17 protein-coding genes are annotated in these 18,114 nt (G+C 42.8%); 7 read left to right on the top strand and 10 right to left on the bottom strand.

Annotated features, from left to right (window positions below; genetic code table 11):
* Positions 1-12: 12 nt before the first annotated feature.
* The 10 genes from AYK67_RS07560 to AYK67_RS07515 form a co-directional block, all read right to left on the bottom strand.
* On the bottom strand, positions 13-1,020 hold the full coding sequence (locus AYK67_RS07560) for an alpha-amylase family protein (RefSeq protein WP_068084474.1): 1,008 nt from the start codon (positions 1,018-1,020) through the stop codon (positions 13-15).
* A 1-nt stretch (position 1,021) separates the two neighbouring features.
* The gene (locus AYK67_RS07555) at positions 1,022-2,959 is read right to left on the bottom strand and encodes a hypothetical protein (RefSeq protein ID WP_068084472.1); all 1,938 of its coding nucleotides are present in this window, start codon (positions 2,957-2,959) and stop codon (positions 1,022-1,024) included.
* Positions 2,946-4,202 (bottom strand): glycosyltransferase family 2 protein, encoded by a 1,257-nt coding sequence (locus AYK67_RS07550; protein WP_068084469.1) that lies wholly within the window; start codon positions 4,200-4,202, stop codon positions 2,946-2,948. Before AYK67_RS07550 ends, AYK67_RS07555 begins: the two co-directional genes overlap by 14 nt.
* The gene (locus tag AYK67_RS07545; RefSeq protein ID WP_068084466.1) at positions 4,199-5,119 is read right to left on the bottom strand and encodes a hypothetical protein; all 921 of its coding nucleotides are present in this window, start codon (positions 5,117-5,119) and stop codon (positions 4,199-4,201) included. Before AYK67_RS07545 ends, AYK67_RS07550 begins: the two co-directional genes overlap by 4 nt.
* A complete protein-coding gene (locus tag AYK67_RS07540; protein WP_068084464.1) occupies positions 5,116-5,910 on the bottom strand; it encodes a hypothetical protein in 795 nt (264 codons plus the stop codon). The genes AYK67_RS07545 and AYK67_RS07540 overlap by 4 nt, the downstream gene beginning before the upstream one ends.
* Positions 5,911-6,052: 142 nt before the next feature.
* Complete coding sequence (gene dnaQ / locus AYK67_RS07535) at positions 6,053-6,754, bottom strand: DNA polymerase III subunit epsilon (RefSeq protein ID WP_068084461.1); 702 nt, start codon at positions 6,752-6,754, stop codon at positions 6,053-6,055.
* A gap of 28 nt (positions 6,755-6,782) precedes the next feature.
* Complete coding sequence (coaE, locus tag AYK67_RS07530) at positions 6,783-7,361, bottom strand: dephospho-CoA kinase (protein ID WP_068084459.1); 579 nt, start codon at positions 7,359-7,361, stop codon at positions 6,783-6,785.
* 2 nt (positions 7,362-7,363) lie between these two features.
* The gene (locus AYK67_RS07525; RefSeq protein ID WP_068084455.1) at positions 7,364-8,209 is read right to left on the bottom strand and encodes a shikimate dehydrogenase; all 846 of its coding nucleotides are present in this window, start codon (positions 8,207-8,209) and stop codon (positions 7,364-7,366) included.
* Complete coding sequence (locus tag AYK67_RS07520) at positions 8,206-8,802, bottom strand: Maf family protein (protein WP_068084453.1); 597 nt, start codon at positions 8,800-8,802, stop codon at positions 8,206-8,208. The genes AYK67_RS07525 and AYK67_RS07520 overlap by 4 nt, the downstream gene beginning before the upstream one ends.
* A gap of 8 nt (positions 8,803-8,810) precedes the next feature.
* Positions 8,811-9,671, bottom strand: a complete 861-nt coding sequence (locus tag AYK67_RS07515) for a pyruvate, water dikinase regulatory protein (protein ID WP_420800596.1) — start codon at positions 9,669-9,671, stop codon at positions 8,811-8,813.
* A gap of 429 nt (positions 9,672-10,100) precedes the next feature.
* Here AYK67_RS07515 and hemE point away from each other — a divergent pair, with 429 nt between their 5' ends.
* From hemE to rsmG, 7 genes are all read left to right on the top strand, one after another.
* The gene (hemE, locus tag AYK67_RS07510) at positions 10,101-11,132 is read left to right on the top strand and encodes a uroporphyrinogen decarboxylase (protein WP_082735700.1); all 1,032 of its coding nucleotides are present in this window, start codon (positions 10,101-10,103) and stop codon (positions 11,130-11,132) included.
* 19 nt (positions 11,133-11,151) lie between these two features.
* On the top strand, positions 11,152-11,577 hold the full coding sequence (gene hemJ / locus AYK67_RS07505; protein WP_068084447.1) for a protoporphyrinogen oxidase HemJ: 426 nt from the start codon (positions 11,152-11,154) through the stop codon (positions 11,575-11,577).
* A 258-nt stretch (positions 11,578-11,835) separates the two neighbouring features.
* Positions 11,836-13,101: a transcription termination factor Rho gene (gene rho / locus AYK67_RS07500; RefSeq protein ID WP_068085307.1), complete on the top strand. Its 1,266-nt coding sequence runs from the start codon at positions 11,836-11,838 to the stop codon at positions 13,099-13,101.
* Between the two features lie 87 nt (positions 13,102-13,188).
* A complete protein-coding gene (locus tag AYK67_RS07495) occupies positions 13,189-13,755 on the top strand; it encodes a GNAT family N-acetyltransferase (RefSeq protein WP_068084444.1) in 567 nt (188 codons plus the stop codon).
* Between the two features lie 179 nt (positions 13,756-13,934).
* Positions 13,935-15,302 (top strand): tRNA uridine-5-carboxymethylaminomethyl(34) synthesis GTPase MnmE, encoded by a 1,368-nt coding sequence (gene mnmE / locus AYK67_RS07490; RefSeq protein WP_068084441.1) that lies wholly within the window; start codon positions 13,935-13,937, stop codon positions 15,300-15,302.
* Between the two features lie 267 nt (positions 15,303-15,569).
* Positions 15,570-17,444: a tRNA uridine-5-carboxymethylaminomethyl(34) synthesis enzyme MnmG gene (gene mnmG, locus AYK67_RS07485; protein ID WP_068084438.1), complete on the top strand. Its 1,875-nt coding sequence runs from the start codon at positions 15,570-15,572 to the stop codon at positions 17,442-17,444.
* Complete coding sequence (gene rsmG / locus AYK67_RS07480; RefSeq protein ID WP_068084435.1) at positions 17,441-18,112, top strand: 16S rRNA (guanine(527)-N(7))-methyltransferase RsmG; 672 nt, start codon at positions 17,441-17,443, stop codon at positions 18,110-18,112. Before mnmG ends, rsmG begins: the two co-directional genes overlap by 4 nt.
* Positions 18,113-18,114: the final 2 nt, after the last annotated feature.

The raw sequence follows: 18,114 nt of genomic DNA, 5'->3' as shown, positions 1-18,114 counted from the left end.
TATTTCAATATTTTATATACAACCCTCTTTGTCTTTGGCTTCTAAACTCTGATAAATACTATGCCTATTAAAAAGCGCTATATGGAATTTTAAAGATAATAGTTGTGGCCAACCAAAAAACTTAGGGCCTTCAAAAACATAACGCTGCAATTGGGGAAAGTGTTTTTGATAGGTTGCTATTTGGTCAAATAACTCTGCTCCAGTGGCTGGCCTTGTTGTTTTATCATGATTTGTTCTAAAACTTTCCGTTATGATTATGAGGCGTTTAGTACCTAACTTTTCATGAAGAGCAGAAATAAGTTTAACTGAATTTTTTAAAGTACGTGAATGCGCACCCACACCATCTTGCCACAACACCCCGACATCTTTTGGGAGATTGTTTAATAACCATCGTGCAATTCGCCTAGGATGTTGTGCTTTTTTTATACCAGCATAAGCGGATATCCATAGTGGGCGAGGCAAAGCGCTTAAGCTTTTTTTTAAGTTTGGCATATCCTTCCAACTAGGATCAATTTCAACTGGAAAATACCACGCGAATGGTTGTCCCAAATACGCATTTTTCTCAATATAATCCAAGGAGCTTTGAACAAGGTGATCGAAGTTCTCTCGTGCCTCTGCTTCTTGGTAAATACCTGATAGGCCCACAATAATATTGCATTGTCCTGCTTGTGCTGCCAGCGTTTGCCATGATGTATTTGCCCCTAACTTTCCAGGCCAAACAATTTCAGCACCTTGATTTCCCCTAGCGACAACAGATCGAACCTTTCCAAATTGAACCATTATTGTTTTGGAACCAGCCGCTGCCCATGGTCCATATGGTAATTGCCCATGAGTTAATCCTTCCATCGTTTGGAAATCAGGTTGCCAAATGACACCTGCAAACAAATTATATTTTGGAGTTAAGTAGATCAACCATATGAGAACTAAACCTACAAAACTAAAAGCACACGGAAACGCGAAACCAAGCCACCATAAAGTCCGGAATTTATACTTTACAGCGCATTTTTGTCTGCCAATCATACTAGCGTCTTACTTTTCTCAGTGAGACTAGAAAACGAATGATAACGACAATTGCCAGGAAAATAACAATGAATAACACTGAACCTAGCAACAGCCAGTAATGGGGTAAGTCCAAAGTTAAAGAAAAAATTTCTGCCTCAACTTTATCTGTATCAAGTTCAATAAAGCCGACACTTGAGGAAAAATATAGCAGCTCGATTCCATCTGAAATAACAGGCAAATACGATGGAAGCTGCTCAATTAGCTGCTGTAATGAGTTTTCGTCAGATGCGATTATCTGATAACCAGTACCTGTAAGAGCAACAAAAACACCTTGAATATTAAGGGGTGCATGAATCCTTGATTGATTTTGGATACTAAGTTTATTGAACTCATCTGGGTCAATAGTGATGGACAATGTGGCATCTTTCTTATCTGCTGCCAGCTTCATATCCAAGCTACTATTTGGTGCTAGAAGCTTTACTGTAATGCCACTCAAGGTAAGGAGCGTTGCGAACGCAACTGAATTATCATTCAGATAAGATATCGGGCGCACAACGAGATTGGTAGGTAAAGCGCCAATACCTGTCATTGGTCTGGGTTTAATTCCCAATTTGCTGGTATCTGCTTTGATTTCCAGAAAGGCAGCATTACCCGGTAGGCAATCATCATTTGATATTAGGATAGGATCAAAACTCAACGATAAATTTCTTAAGGCCGTATTGAGTTCTACATTAAAGTTTGCAATTCCCTCGCCTTGGGTAATTTGCGTTAAATCTATCGAACCACTCATTTGGTTATTAATCAAGAAATCCAAAGCCGAACCCCGTCTTAAACCTGCCCGACTTTGGAACACAATATTGGTGATGCCATAGGGCTCAAACATATGCCCTGGGGGGGCTGTTACCAAATAGGTCGCTTGTTTTCTTGAAAGCCTTATGTTCGACATTCCATAATCTGATAGGCTCTCAAACTTGCGGTAATATCTGGCCTTTTCTTCAGATACTTCACGTTCAATAAATATTTGAGGCTTATTGAGCTGGTTTCGATACTTTTCTGATATGATTGCATACTTAGCCCATTTGAGAGCTTCTAGATCTCGAAATGTGATACGCAAACGAGCAGGCTTTTGATAGTTTGATAGGCTTGTTTCGCCATATAATGAGTAACCCGGTGGATTCCAACGCGGATACACAGAAATTATGGCCGGTGTCTTTAATAATGGACGGTGTTCTAATTCTACCTCAAAATCTACCCTTTTACTAACTTTTCGTCCTGGAGGAGACCATAGGATAGTACGCCCAAAACTTCCAAGAAATGCGGCAATCTCAATAGCTACTTCCTTAGTCGGAATATCTTTGTGATCCATAATCATCATTGCATTAAGGACTGTATCCTCTTCCAATGAGAACAACGGTTCAGGTAATGAAGATATTGCTATGGGTAATACGCTTACATAGTCTGCCAACAGTTCAACCTGTTGCAACTGCATGAACGGTATATCTTGCAACAAGCAATTATTCAGATGACGTAGATTTGGTGCTAAGTTGCCATTTGAAGCAACAAAACTAATCGAATGAAAACCATCTTCAATGTTTCCAAGTGATATTGCATAATCTTTGTAAGGTAATACCTCTATGCCTTCAATCAACTCACCATCAAGAAAAATAGTTAGTGATGTTTGTTTTGCGCCAACGGCACGAAACCGTAAATAAACATTTTGCCAGCGGCTATTCTTACGTATGTTGAAGAATCTTATTTGCCTATCAGTTTGCCCAGAAAGTGTAATTGATGAAATTCGCTCCTGTGTTTTTCCATGATAATTAGCATCAGCTATAGCCTGAGCACTCCCGACATTGAGCTGCATTGAATAGATAATCAGTACGAGGATGAAAGTTAGTAATAATCTACAATGCAGCTTAAGAGGGCACATTGGTTTTATACCTTTAATCATTTTCATCTGATCTCGACGTTTTTTCCCAGTTCATGCCTCTACCTGTTAAATTATCCTTGATGGTTAAGTAAACAGCACGAAGAGCGACAATAATAAATAACTGAATATATGTAACGTATGAAATAACTGCATAAAAATATAAAATACTTGGTGCTCTTTCCACTCTCAAAGTAAAAAAAGACTGAAGAACAAAAAGTATAAATGACATAGCCCATAGTATTGAGTAGGGACCTTTGACAGAAGTGTTTAGTAATCCCAATAGGCCACCATAAAAAATGACATGACTAAACACCAATGCTGGTAAAAAAATTATATAGCTGAACACACTGTGAAAGATCTCCATTCCCACACTTTTGGGGCGAGCGAGCCCAACGGGCAGGTATTTTTGCAATACATATAAATTACCCTGAGACCAACGCGTTCTTTGTTTGAGCCAAACATTAAAGTTCTCTGGTTCTTGTTCCCATGTAACAGCATAGGGCACCCAGCGGATTTTTTTTTCACCTGCAAAAATTCTAAGACTCATTTCGGTATCATCAACCAACGAGTTCTCGTCAAAGCCACCAAGTGTATCGAGAACATTACGCCAGATAGCATAGTTGGTACCCATAAGCGTTGATAGGTTGAGCCAGTACCAACGCCCCGCCTGAAACACCCATTGCGTAAAAATAAACTCGATCGCAATAAACCTTGTAAGCCAACTCTGGTTCCAATTACGGGTTCTCACTTTACCGTTCACAGCAACCAATTCAGGCGATTTGATCAGAGTGTATACCAACCTTTTTAGGCAGTTGGATTCCGGTGTGTTGTCGGCATCATAGACAACAATAATTTCGCCTGTTGCCTTTACCAAACCATTATTTAGTGTGCGCGATTTGCCCTTACCTCCCATATCTTTAGGGATATTGTAGACTTCTATTGTTCGGGATTGATTGGCAAAGCCCTCAGCTATATTTTTAGTTGCATCTGTCGAACCATCATTCACCACAATTATTTGTAGCTTCTTTTGATCGTAATCCAGCTGCTCCATTGCTGATAGTGTGTTCGCTATTACAGCTGCTTCGTTGTATGCTGGTATAAGTATTGTCACTGTAGGCCATTCAGTGAATTGATTTATCCCCTCTAGAATTTTATTATTACGGTTACGAAAATATACAGCAACACTGCCAATAGATAGGAGATTCCAGTATAGCTGAGCACTCCAAATACCTAAAAATCCCAGGATAAAGAAAAGGTCGTAGCTACTCATTTACCCAGCCTTCCTGCAACTAGGGCAAAAAATAGCAAAACGGTAGTAACTGCACTTACTACCACTGCTAACCAACCAAATAAGCTAGAGAGTAATTCAGAGGCCGAACCAACAGGCAATACTATGTAACTTAGGAAATAGGCTGAAAATGCCACAGCAGCCAAAACCAGCTTACCCCAGAAATCTGTTGTAATTGAATCAGGACCACTTTCGAAGTCTGCCCCTAAAAATCGCCATTTGTAAGTATAGGTTTCGGGCTGAAAGTTAGTTTCATTCGGGTTTACTTGTGTACTTGCCTTCGCACCAACAGCTATTGAAGTATTAAAAAAGACAGGGACGACACTTCTTTGCTTTTCTTTGATTATCATTGGATATAATTCAGGATAATCAGGTGTTTTTTTTGTGAAAAGAATTAATCCATCAACAGGCCTGCTGTATGCTGCATCACTTGCTATGAACATAAAGCCGCTAACAGGTAACCCTAGGCCAGCCAATAATAATGCAGATTTATAACGCTTCGCTAATTCTATTTTTTTTTGAGGCTGTACTGCGAGTGCACCTACTTTTACCAGTTCGTACGTCTCTCTTAGTTTTTGAGGAGAACGATATAAAATAAGTGGGCTTTCAGGCAGTAGAAATCCCGGCCTAATGCCATTTTTTAGTGCAACTTGTGCTATATTTAGCTTCTTCTTATGTTCAATATGCTCTGGAATGACAAGCCAACTACGATTTGGCTGCTGAAACCAATAGGGCACTTGATCCAGCGGAGCTATAATTTTTCTCTTATCAACTATAACTGATTTAACTGGACGCCTTGTGTCTCTTGCATATTGTTGAAGCCATATATTGGAAGGCTGCTCCTCTATTGGACCGTATAAACCAGCGCAGATTGAAATAGCTTTGATTAATTGGCTCATTGTAAAGCCTCTTTACTATCAAGTCTGCTTTGGTCTGTGATCTTGTTGGCTTTAATTTTGCAATTCAATTGGTGCCGACATTGCTCTTGCTCTTTGATACTAAAACCTGAAGATTTTTCTTGAGCTAACACCAAATCTATTAGTTCATTTGGCGTTATTGCGTCAGATTGCAATTTAACAAGGGCGAATAAATAGTGAGTTTTTGTGTCTACAAAAACTAGATAGCCATGCTGGTCAACCAATTGCTTAAGTTTATCTAAGAATATTCTAAGTCGTTTTTCAGCTACTGTTTTTCCTAGTAAGCCACTTATATCGCTATAATTTTCTACTAAATACCAATTTATTGTTGGTGACTTGTTTTCTGCTGTTTTCGTCAAGGCCGAAAAATGATCAGACAGCATTACGGTTGTCATTATTTTTGTTTTGGGATTTATAAGTAGCTCGTAGTTACGCTTGACTTCATTGAATTGTGCAGTTTCAGCAAGCAGATAAACACCAGCTTTAATTGCTGAAGAGGTCATCGGAGCAAGAGGAATAAAAATAAATGCTAATATAATTATTGCTGTTTGTCCTTCGCTGAACATGCCCAAGAACAAACCTATAATAGCAGCAAGAAAGGTAATAACTCCAAGCGCAATTGCAAACGGTGGTTGCAAGAAGGCACCCAATATGAATTCTATTATGATCAACGCCCATAAGCCGCGTAGATGGGCTTGGATCATTTCAAATCCTATCAAACCCAACATTGCGATAACAAGCTGTATCCAAATGAGTAAAGTGAGAGGTTTCATATCGGCTCAACAAGTGGACTTTGTCCAATCATTGTAGCTCAACTCAATTTATTTATTTGTTATAAATCGCTGCTGTAATTATAGTATTTTCACTAGAGTATATTAATTGTATTGATACCTCCTCTACTCATATCAATTTTGATTACATATATTTTTTCCACAAAGGGTCAGCTTTCATAGCGCTGATGAATTGCTGATGCTGTTCGATATCCTCGGCTGTTAGGCGTGAAACGAGTTTGGTAGAACGCTGCTTAGCTGGTGCTCTTTCAATTGTGCCTTGCTCATCAGCTTTGCCGCTATCAACTTCATCTGGTGATAGAATAAGGTTCTTTTGCTTCCCACCATTCAGCTCAAGATAGACTTCGGCCAAAAGCTCGGCATCAAGTAGTGCGCCGTGTTTGGTACGCTTAGAATTATCGATACCAAAACGGCTACACAGCGCATCAAGAGACGCAGAGCCCGTTGGGAATTTGCGTCGCGCCATTTTCAAGGTATCAAGAACTTGGGTATTAGATATCGGCGGCCGGTTGATGCGGCCCAGCTCCATATTGATGAACCCCATATCAAATGGGGCGTTGTGAATAACCAAGCGGGCGTCACCAACAAATTCCAAGAAATCATCGGCAACTTCGGAAAACAAGGGTTTATCGGCCAAAAATTCAGCAGATAGGCCATGAACACGGTAAGCTTCCTCAGGCATATCGCGCTGGGGGTTGATATAGACGTGATAAACACGGCCAGTTGGAACCAGATTCATTAGTTCAACACCACCAATTTCAACAAGGCGATCGCCATCTAAAGGATTCAAGCCTGTTGTTTCGGTGTCGAAAGAAATCTCACGCATATTATAACCTTGCTTACAATTTTTGGCTCTAGGAGAGCGCCTTTAGTATGGCATTAACCTGTTGTTCTGCCGCTTTCAAACCACGATCTGTATGCACTATGAAGTGTGCTTTCAACCGCTTTTGTGCATCCGGCATTTGTTTGCTTAAAATTGCCTGCATTTTATCAGCGGTCATGTTGGGTCGGGCTAAAACACGTTCACGCTGTAACTTTTCATTCGCTGTAACGACAACAATTGTGTCTACGCGGTCTGCAACCGGCTTTTCGAGCAGTAAGGGTATATCCAGCACAACGAACCGACGTTTTTGCTCCCATGCACTTTGAAGAAAGGCCCTTTCTTCCTCTTGAACGAGTGGATGCACAATATCCTCAAGCCTTTTAAAAGCCTCAGGATTGCCAAGCACCAGTTTACCCAGTTCTTGTCGGCAAATGGCACCCTCTTTTATGGCTGATGGAAAAGCGGCTGCTATGGCAGGTACAGCCTTTTCCTTGTATTGTTTATGGACTGCGGCATCGGCGTCGTATACGGCAGCACCTGCTTTGGCAAACATCTTAGCTGTCGTTGATTTACCCATGCCGATTGAACCGGTTAAGCCAATAATGCGCATTATCAACTTTCCATTTGCTCGATTACCAGTTGGCGCAGTTCTGCTGTGACTTCCGGTTTTACACCAAACCACTGTTCAAATCCGGGTACAGCCTGATGCAGCAGCATCCCTAAACCATCAACAACCGTGTTTCCTCTATCTTGGGCCGATTTCAAGAGATCAGTCATCAAAGGTGCATATACTATGTCAGTAACCACTGCACTTTTTGACAGGTTATCCAGTGATAACTCTAGGTTAGGCTGACCTTTCATACCTAGTGAAGTCGTATTGACAAGAAGTTGGCAGTTATGCAGCTCTTTCTCACGATTTTCCCACAGGGTTATAAAAATATTTCTACCGAAATGATCCGCAAGTTCCTCTGCTCGTTTTGCTGTACGATTAATTATGTGAATTTCTTTGAAACCGCGCTGAAGAAGTGCCCAAATAATTGCCCGAGCTGCCCCACCGGCACCTAATACAACTGCTTTTTTCCCGCAATTATCACCAGATTGGGAATCCCAGCCAGGTGCATTTTGATCCAGATTACCCAGAAAGCCCAGAGCATCGGTATTTGAACCATTCAACGTGCTATTTTCATCCAGCCATAAGGTGTTTACCGCCCCAATTGCTTTTGCAGCATCATCCAACTGAGCCGCCGCTTTAAAAGCACTTTCTTTATTTGGTATGGTAACGTTACAACCGATTAGATTATTTCGGGACAGATTTTCATAGAAATCTATTGCTGTTTCCGGCGCGACTTCAACAACGCCATATTCTCCCTGCAAACCATATTTTTTTAGCCAATATCCATGGATTACCGGGGATTTGGAGTGTGACAGGGGATATCCTGTTATTGCAGCTTTTCTCATGTTTTTAGATGTCCCTCAGATCGAAGAAAGTTAAGCAATTGTAATAGGGGAAGCCCAAGAATAGTGAAGTAATCACCTTCAATTTTCTCAAACAATTGAATGCCGATACCCTCTAATTGGTAGGCACCAACACTTTGTAAAATACTCTCACCACTATTGTGCATATACCAATCTAAAAACGCCTCTTCCAGTTTTCTAACAAACAGGTTTGCAGTAGATGTTGCTTGAAAAAGGGAGGTCCCATTCAGAGCCACGCATATTGCTGAATGGAGCTGATGGCTTTTGCCTGAAAAATCCCTGAGACGCTGTTGAGCTTCCGCCATATTTTTTGGTTTGTTGAGGCGGATATCTTCAAAAGAAAGCACCTGATCGGCACCAATAACCAACTGTTGAGGTTGCCTTTTAGAAACATGAATTGCCTTTTCCTTGGCGAGTTCCAGCGCAATTTCTTCAGGGCTTGCACCTTTTTCAGACAGTTTTGCCTCAAGTGAACGCTCATCAATATCAGCGGGATCAATTGTCAGTGTCAGGCCCGCATTTTTTAAAAGGGTTGCCCTTATCTGGCTACCACTTGCAAGAACCAAGTTGCTCATCGAGTTACCTATTTTGATTTTATTAGATCGTTGAGATCTAGTTTTCCTGCTTTATGCAAGGTTAAATACTGGATTATTTCGGCAGCGGTTTCTTCAATAGAACGCCGTGTAACATCTATAAGCGGCCAACCATTTTCTTTACACAATGTCCTGCACATTTTTATTTCCTGCGCAATTAATTTCCGATCAACATAACGTTCATTATCTGCACCTGGTGAAATTGAAAGAACACGATTTTGCCTGATGTCGCGTATTCTTTCAGCTGTGGCCATCAGTCCAACAACAAGTGGTTTTTTTAGCTTAAACAAAGCGCGAGGCGGTTTTATTTCAGGTACAAGCGGTACGTTAGCAGCTTTTACCCCTCTATTTGCCAAGTAAATACAGGTGGGGGTTTTGGAAGTACGACTTATACCGACCAAAACAACATCTGCCTCCTCCAAATCATGCGCAATTTGGCCGTCATCATGCATCATCGTGTAATTCAACGCTTCCATACGCTGAAAATACTCTTCGTCCATCATGTACTGACCACCGACTTTCCAGGTCGGCTGGACTTTCAAGTAGGCATTAAAAGCCTGATGGACCGGATCAAGTATATTTACCACCGGCAGTGAAAGCTCTTTGCACTTGGCTTCCAGCTTTAGCGCTGCATCTCTTTCCACCAGCGTATACAGCACGATACCGGGTGCAGATTCAATTTCTTCTAATACCCGATCCATCTGCTTATCTTGCCGGATTAAGGGATAAATGTGCTCAATAGGAGCAATTCCTTCGTATTGAGCCGTGGTAGCACGAACTGCAGTGAGCAGTGTTTCACCTGTAGAATCTGAAACCATATGTAAATGAAAATATTTAGCTGAGTTACCCAAGATTTAATCCTCAAGTACGAGCGCACCTGTGTAAGAAACGGGCATTTTGTGCCCAAGCGCGATTTTTCTCCCCGTATCACCAAATTCATTCACATTGCTATGTTTTGAGAACATTACTTATGAAACGATTTGGAAAACTAGGATTACACATTTTAAACCCAGAATATGCACAGCGTGCTCTAGGTACAATTCAAAAATATCAGCCGCTCTAAAAATAATTAGGCCGTTGAATATTCATTACTTTTGTAATGTTATATACAGCTGTTGATGGATCGTTACCAAATGGTTAATGAGTTTATCCCATATGAGTTTTTCTTTGGGTAGATTGTGTGTTCTCAATGATCCTTGTAATCCACTGCCTAATAGAAAAAACAAATACCCCTAAAGGGGATTCTTTATTTTAGAAGAACTGTGAAAGAGAAACGCATCATGCAATCGAACCAACGTGCTGTTATGAGAGTCTTATCTGGCGAAAAACTAGAAAGACCGCCAATTTGGATGATGCGTCAGGCAGGACGCTATCTACCCGAATATCGAGCTGAGCGAGCTAAAGCGCCAAACTTTCTTGATTTTTGCTATAATCCAGATTTAGCAACTGAGGTAACACTGCAACCGATACGCCGTTATGGCTTTGATGCATCCATTTTGTTTTCAGACATTTTTGTTGTGCCAGATGCATTGGGATATCCGGTTCGCTTTGAAGAAGGGAAGGGACCAGTCCTCGATCCCCTTTCACGTGAAATAATCGAGAAGCTTGATCAGGCTCGAATTAAAGATCATTTGAAACCAGTTTTAGAAACCGTTGGTCGCTTAAGAGCGCAGTTACCTACTGAAACCACTTTGCTTGGCTTCTGCGGGGCTCCGTGGACCGTTGCTTGCTATTCTGTCGCCGGACATACAACACAGGAACAAACAGCAGCGCGAATTGGCTCTTTCCAGAACCCGGATTTATTGCAGGCGTTTATTGATGAGCTGGTAACAGCATCAATCACGTATCTGGTTGACCAGCTTGATGCTGGTGCTGATGCTGTACAGATTTTCGATACATGGGCAGGCGTACTGGATGATCTTGGTTTCCAGCGTTGGTGTATCGAGCCAACAAGACAGATTGTTTCCGGTGTTAAAAAACTTCGTCCAGAAGCGAAAATAATTGGCTTCCCAAAGGCTTCATCATCACGACTTGTTAACTATGTTAAACTAACTGGTGTGGATGCGGTTGGGCTTGACTGGACTGTGCCTGCTGAAATTGCTGTTAAAATTCAGGAAATGGTACCTGTACAAGGCAATATAGATCCAATGCGGTTGGTAGCCGGTGGTAAAGCGCTGGATGAAGGTATTGATTATGCTTTGAAGACCTTTGAAAACGGCCCGCATATTTTCAACTTGGGTCACGGGGTTGTACCACAAACACCACCTGAGCATGTGGCGCAAATGGTAGCAAGGGTTAAAGGCAAGCTTTAATTATTTAGGAGACGGGGCGATGGATATTTATAGCTGGGTGAAATATTTACATATCATTTCGGTTATAGCCTGGATGGCAGGCTTGTTTTATTTGCCCCGACTTTTCGTCTATCATGTAACAGCCGAGATCGGCAGCGATAAAAGTGAGACATTCAAGGTCATGGAACGTCGCTTAATGAAAGCGATAATGAATCCTGCCATGATCTCATCCTGGATTTTTGGTCTTTGGACAGCCTATGAATTGGATGTTTTTACTGACTTTTGGTTTTTAATGAAATTATCCCTAGTTTTAATACTGAGTGGCTTTCACGGATTACTCGCAGCTCACTTGAAGCAATTTGCGCAGGATAACAATAAAAAGAGTGAGAAATATTACAGGATTATAAATGAATTACCAACTTTGTTAATGCTAGGAATTGTCTATTATGTGATTTTTAAACCCTAATCATATTCACTAATTAGTGATTACTGCTAGTTTTCATCGAAATATATTGCGGATTGACTCTTGCCATATGGGTTTGCAGCCTGTATGTTCTCGCCAACTTCACATCCTGTAGTGATCAATAAATATTGGCTATGCACTTTACAGGTGCAACACACGAATGTTTATTGTAGCTGCAACTTCTCCAAACAAAATTGAGTTCTCTTAGCCTTGAGTGAAACACATCCAAGTATAGAGCCTGTAGAGCCATCTGATGCACAAATGCGTTCGATGAAGCTCAGCGCCCTCAAATCCAAAACCCCTACCGAACTGCTCGCTTTTGCTGAAGAGCATGAGGTAGAAAACGCAAGCACAATGCGCAAACAAGAACTTATGTTTGCTATTTTGAAACGTCTTGCAGAACAAGATATCGAAATTATCGGCGAAGGCGTCGTCGAGGTATTGCAAGATGGTTTTGCATTCTTGCGTTCTCCAGATGCCAACTACCTTCCTGGGCCAGACGATATTTACGTTTCACCTTCGCAAATCCGCCGCTTTTCTTTGCGTACCGGTGATACTGTTGAAGGACAAATTCGTAGTCCAAAAGAAGGTGAACGCTATTTCGCTCTTCTCAAAGTCAACAAGATTAATTTTGAAGATCCTGAAAAAGCCCGTCACAAGGTTCATTTCGATAACCTGACACCTTTATATCCTAATGAACGCTTTAATCTTGAAATAGAGAATAATACTTCCAAGGATATTTCCCCGCGTATCATTGATCTGGTTGCACCACTTGGTAAAGGCCAGCGCGCTTTGATTACAGCGCCGCCACGCACCGGTAAAACCGTTTTCCTACAAAATATTGCCAAATCGATTACGACCAATCACCCTGAGTGCTATCTGATCGTGCTGCTGATTGATGAGCGGCCGGAAGAAGTGACAGATATGCAGCGTACGGTTAATGGTGAAGTTGTTTCTTCAACATTTGATGAGCCAGCAACCCGCCACGTTCAAGTGGCCGAAATGGTTATCGAGAAGGCCAAGCGCCTTGTTGAGCATGGCCGAGATGTCGTTATTCTGCTTGATAGTATTACCCGCTTGGGCAGAGCCTACAACACCGTTGTACCTTCCTCTGGTAAAGTTTTGACCGGTGGTGTGGATGCGAATGCGCTCCAGCGTCCTAAGCGCTTCTTTGGTGCTGCTCGTAACATTGAAGAGGGCGGTTCCTTGACAATCATTGCAACAGCACTGATTGATACCGGTAGCCGCATGGACGAAGTTATCTTTGAAGAATTTAAAGGTACTGGTAACTCCGAAATTATTCTGGACCGCAAGATTTCTGACAAGCGTGTGTTCCCTGCCGTTGATATTCAACGTTCCGGTACACGTAAGGAAGAACTGCTGGTACCTGCTGACAAGCTTAAGAAGACCTTTGTGCTTCGTCGTATCCTCAACCCGATGGGTACTGTGGATGCCGCAGAGTTCTTGCTCGATAAGTTGCGTCAGACAAAATCGAATGACGAGTTTTTCGATACAATGAACACTTAAAGGTTTACACCTTGCAGTGATTGTTTTGATTATCTAACATTTAGACCTCGGTAGGTGACTACCGGGGTTTTTTTTGTAGGAGTTTATATGAAATTGCGAGTTCCTGTTTTAGAAACCGAGCGTTTGAAGTTACGTGCCATTGAAGGTCGTGACTTAGATTGTTTTTTTGAGATGTGTAGTGATCCAGCTGTGATGGAGTTTTTTCCTTCTGTTATGACAAAGGACGAAACTAAAGTTATGATGGAGCGTATGATTGCCCGTGCACAGCTCAATGGTTTTTGCTTTGAAATGGTTGAAGACAAGGTAAGTGGAGAGCCCTATGGATTTGTTGGGCTTAATATTCCGCATTATCAAGATGAGTTGCATTTTGGGCCCTGTGTAGAAATTGGCTGGCGATTGAAACGCTCTTGTTGGGGGCAGGGGATAGCTGTTGAAGCAGCGAAGGCATGGCTTGGCTATGGATTTAATGAGTTAGAGTTAGATGAAATTGTTGCATTAACAGCCAAAGGAAACTTAAAATCGCAACGTGTGATGAGTAAACTTGGCATGAGTTATAACCAAGAGGATGACTTTTTACACCCCTTAGTGGAAAAGGATCACCCTTTGGCAGAGCAAGTTTTGTATCGATTAAATACATCCTCATGGACTAGCTAGTGATATAATTTACTTAAAATTTTATATGTTGAATATTGCTTCAGTTAATACATGCTAAGGGCTATTTGAGTGTGCGTTTTCTGAAGAAATGAATTTCTAAGTGTTTCACGTGAATCATCTTCCGGCTATTGTTGCGCAAAATAAGTGTGTCGATACGGACTATTGAAGCGAGATACTCTATGCCTAACGTGAGCACCCAAGAAACTATTTATGCTCTTTCTAGCGGCAGCTTACCTGCGGGTGTGGCTGTTATTAGAATTTCTGGCACTCAGGCAGGGGAGATACTGCGGCAACTAATTAAGGGGCGGTTTCCTGTTTCTCGTGAATCTGCATTGAAAAAAATATACGACCCACGAGATAATAGCGTTATCGATCATGCTTTGGTGTTGTGGTTTGAAGGACCTAAAAGCTTTACCGGTGAAGATACGGTAGAAATTCACTGTCATGGTGGACGTGCAGTCGTTGCAGCCCTTTTGGATGTTTTGGGCCAATTCCCCAATAGTCGTCCTGCAGAACAAGGTGAATTCACGCGTCGGGCCTTCCATAACAACAAGTTAGACCTGACAGAGGTTGAAGGGCTGGCTGATCTCATTGACGCTGAGACAGAAGCGCAGCGTCGCCAAGCTCAACGTCAAATGCAAGGAGCATTGGGCGAGTTGTACGAGAGTTGGCGCAAGGCGCTAATCCATTCTCGTGCCATGATTGAAGCTGAGCTGGATTTTTCGGATGAAGATGATGTGCCAGATTCTGTTGCCGAGCAGGTTTGGCAAGAGCTTGATATCATCAAGCAGCAAATAGATAGTCACCTGAAAGATTCCAGGCGAGGGGAGCGATTACGTTCGGGCTTGCAAGTGGTTTTGTTAGGATCTCCTAATGCTGGTAAGTCCAGTTTAATGAATCATTTGGCTAATCGCGACGTGGCAATTGTAACGCCAGAGGCTGGGACCACTCGTGACGTTTTAGAGGTTCATCTTGATTTAGGAGGGTATCCGGTAACTCTGCTAGATACTGCTGGGCTGCGGGAACAGGCCGGTATTGTTGAGCAAGAGGGGATACGCCGAGCACTTTCTCATGCCGAACAGGCTGATTTGATTTTATGGACACAGGCGCCACAATCGGCAGAGGGTGTTGAGCATGAGTTGATGACTGCGTTCTCAGGTGAATTATGGGTATTGCAAACAAAAGTCGATTTGCAAAAGAGTTATAGTAATCCACCACAGGCTATTGCTGAGAATTCCGTCCGCACCTTACAGTGCTCCGTAAAGGCTGAAGGTGGCATGGATCGGTTACTGTGCGAGCTAACAGAGTTTGCAGAAAAGAATATGGGGCTTAATGAGGCTCCAGTTATTACCCGCGAACGACATCGTCACTATTTGAATGGTTGTTTGGAGAATTTGAGGCGGGCGATTTCGATGGATGGATATCCAATCGAATTACGTAGTGAAGAGCTACGCGCAGCAGCCAATCAGCTTGGGCGCATCACAGGCCGTGTTGATGTTGAGGATTTGCTGGATGTGATTTTCGGCGATTTTTGCATCGGAAAATAGTGAGTGTTTCACGTGAAACGTTTTTGTTGCCCATGTTATGAAATGTGCAAATCATTGTGAGTTATTTGGATAATAGGGGAGAGGGAGAGCCGCTCCTCTATTTTTTATTGAAAGCAGGCTCGTTGGTTTTCTTTGACCAAATGCGTAGACTGCTGTATCTGTAAGCGAAAATAATCAATTCATAGCCATAACTTGCAAAACATAACGACGCTCTATTCAAGAAGAGGCGTTATGGCTGGTTGCTTGAGAGTGGAAAACAGGACCTCTATGTCTGGAATTAATCTTGCTTTTGATGTGGTCGTAATTGGTGGCGGTCATGCTGGTTGTGAAGCTGCAGCTGCAGCTGCCCGTATGGGGGCCAAAACCGCATTACTTACACACCAATTTGCGAGTGTTGGTGTTATGTCGTGTAACCCTGCTATTGGTGGTTTGGGTAAGGGGCATTTGGTTAAAGAGATTGATGCGCTTGACGGTTTGATGGGCCGTGTGGCCGATGCTGGCGGAATCCAGTTTAGAATGTTGAACCGCCGCAAGGGACCTGCTGTGCAAGGTCCACGGGCACAGGCTGATCGTGAACTGTATCGTGATGCTATGCAAAGCGAGATCAAGTCGATACCAAACCTTCATGTTGTGGAAGGGGAGGGTGATGACCTCATATTCGAGCAAGGTGTTATTTGTGGTGTTCGTTTGTCTGACGGGCGCGAGTTAGCTGCGAAGGCTGTGGTGCTCACTACGGGAACTTTTTTACGCGGTTTGATTCATATTGGTGAGAAGAAAATACCAGCAGGCCGTGATGGCGAAGCACCTGCTTTGGGATTATCTGAGACGCTGGAAAAATTGGGTTTGCGCTTGGGCCGCTTAAAGACAGGCACACCAGCACGACTTGATGGCCGTACCATTGATTGGTCGCAGTTGGCTGAGCAGCCGGGTGATGATGATCCGCAGCCTTTTTCTTACTTGTCCAAGGCTGTCTCAACAGATCAAGTCTCTTGCTACATCACTCGGACGACTTCCGAAACGCATCAGATTATTCGCGATAATATTCATCGTTCGGCCATGTACTCTGGCGAGATTAAAGGGCGGGGGCCGCGCTATTGTCCTTCTATTGAAGACAAGATTGTTCGGTTTGGCGATCGTGACGGGCACCAAGTTTTTCTAGAGCCAGAGGGACGGAATACAGATAGTGTTTATCCTAATGGAATTTCGACGTCTTTGCCTGAAGATGTTCAGATAGAATTTTTGCGGACTATTCCCGGCCTTGAAAAAGTCGAGGTGTTTAAGCCTGCTTATGCCATAGAATACGACCATATTGACCCGACAGAATTGCTGCCGACTTTAGAGCTGAAAAAGCAAAAGGGTTTGTTCTTAGCTGGGCAAATTAACGGAACTACCGGTTACGAAGAAGCTGGTGCACAAGGTTTGGTTGCCGGATTGAATGCAGCTGCTCAAGTTGCCGGTGGTGAAGAAATTGTTGTGGGCCGGGCTGATGGTTATATAGGCGTTATGATTGATGATCTTGTGACACGCGGGATCAGCGAGCCGTATCGCATGTTTACCTCGCGTGCCGAATATCGCTTGTTGTTGAGGGCCGATAATGCTGACCAGCGCTTAACGCCGCTTGGCATTAAATGGGGCTGTGTCGGCGCTGAACGTCAGCAGGCGTTTGATGATAAGCAGAAGGCATTGATAGAAGCAAAAGAGTTGATGCAGTCTTTACGCTTGTCCCCTAATGAGGGCCGTAAGCACGGCCTGCCAATCAATCAAGATGGTGTTAAACGCTCCGTCTTTGATTTGCTGTCGTATCCAAATATCAGTTTTGGTCAATTGTCTGCTATCTTCCCTGAGCTGACAGAAATAGATGAGAAAATTGCAGAACAGGTTGCTGTTGATGCAATGTATGCTGTTTATTTGCAGCGTCAGGCAGCGGATATTGAAGCATTAAAACGCGATGAGGAATTAAAGATACCTCACGATCTGGACTACAAGTCTCTCTCTGGTCTTTCTAATGAAATTTGCCAGAAACTGGAAACGGTAAGACCGGCAACTTTAGGACAAGCTGGGCGGATTGATGGCATTACGCCGGCGGCGTTAACTCTATTGCTTGCACATATAAGACGTAATGGTTTGGTAGCGGCTGAATGAACGGGCCTGATATTATGATGAACGATCAAGAACAATTAAAATTTGTCCAAAAATTATACCCATCTGTTTCACGTGAAACATTTTCAGAGCTAAGTAAATACGTTGATTTGGTGCGGAAGTGGCAACCAGCGCAAAACCTAATAGCACCATCGACTATGGGTGAAATATGGCTTCGCCATGTGGCTGACTGTATTCAGATTCAGCAGACGCTACCAGAGGCAAAGTCTTGGATTGATTTTGGCAGTGGGGCAGGTTTTCCGGGTTTGGTAACGGCAATTTTATTGCGCGATCAGCCAGAGGCAGTTGTTCATATGGTTGAAAGCAATCAGCGGAAAGTTGCTTTTTTGCGTACTGTTGCACGTGAAACAGGTTGCAATGTGAAAGTACATGCAGGACGGATTGAAAAGGTAACTGCCGGTTGGCAAGAGCCAATTGATGGAGTTTCAGCTAGGGCTCTGGCGAATTTAAAGATGCTCTGTGATTTTTCACATCAGTTTATTTCTAGGGGTGCACGCGCTGTTTTCCACAAAGGTAAAGATTATCAGCGAGAGATTGAAGAAGCATCTCACTTCTATGAGCTAGATCTGATAGAAAAAGAGAGCCTCATAGACCCGTTAAGCCGCGTACTAGTTATTTCCAAAATGGGCGCGCGCGCACCAACCAAATAGGG

It is taken from the genome of Polycladidibacter stylochi (genome assembly GCF_001562055.1).
Taxonomy (GTDB): Bacteria; Pseudomonadota; Alphaproteobacteria; order Rhizobiales; family Stappiaceae; genus Pseudovibrio; species Pseudovibrio stylochi.
Note: the sequence above shows the minus strand (reverse complement) of the source record. Positions and strands in the feature narration are given on the sequence as shown.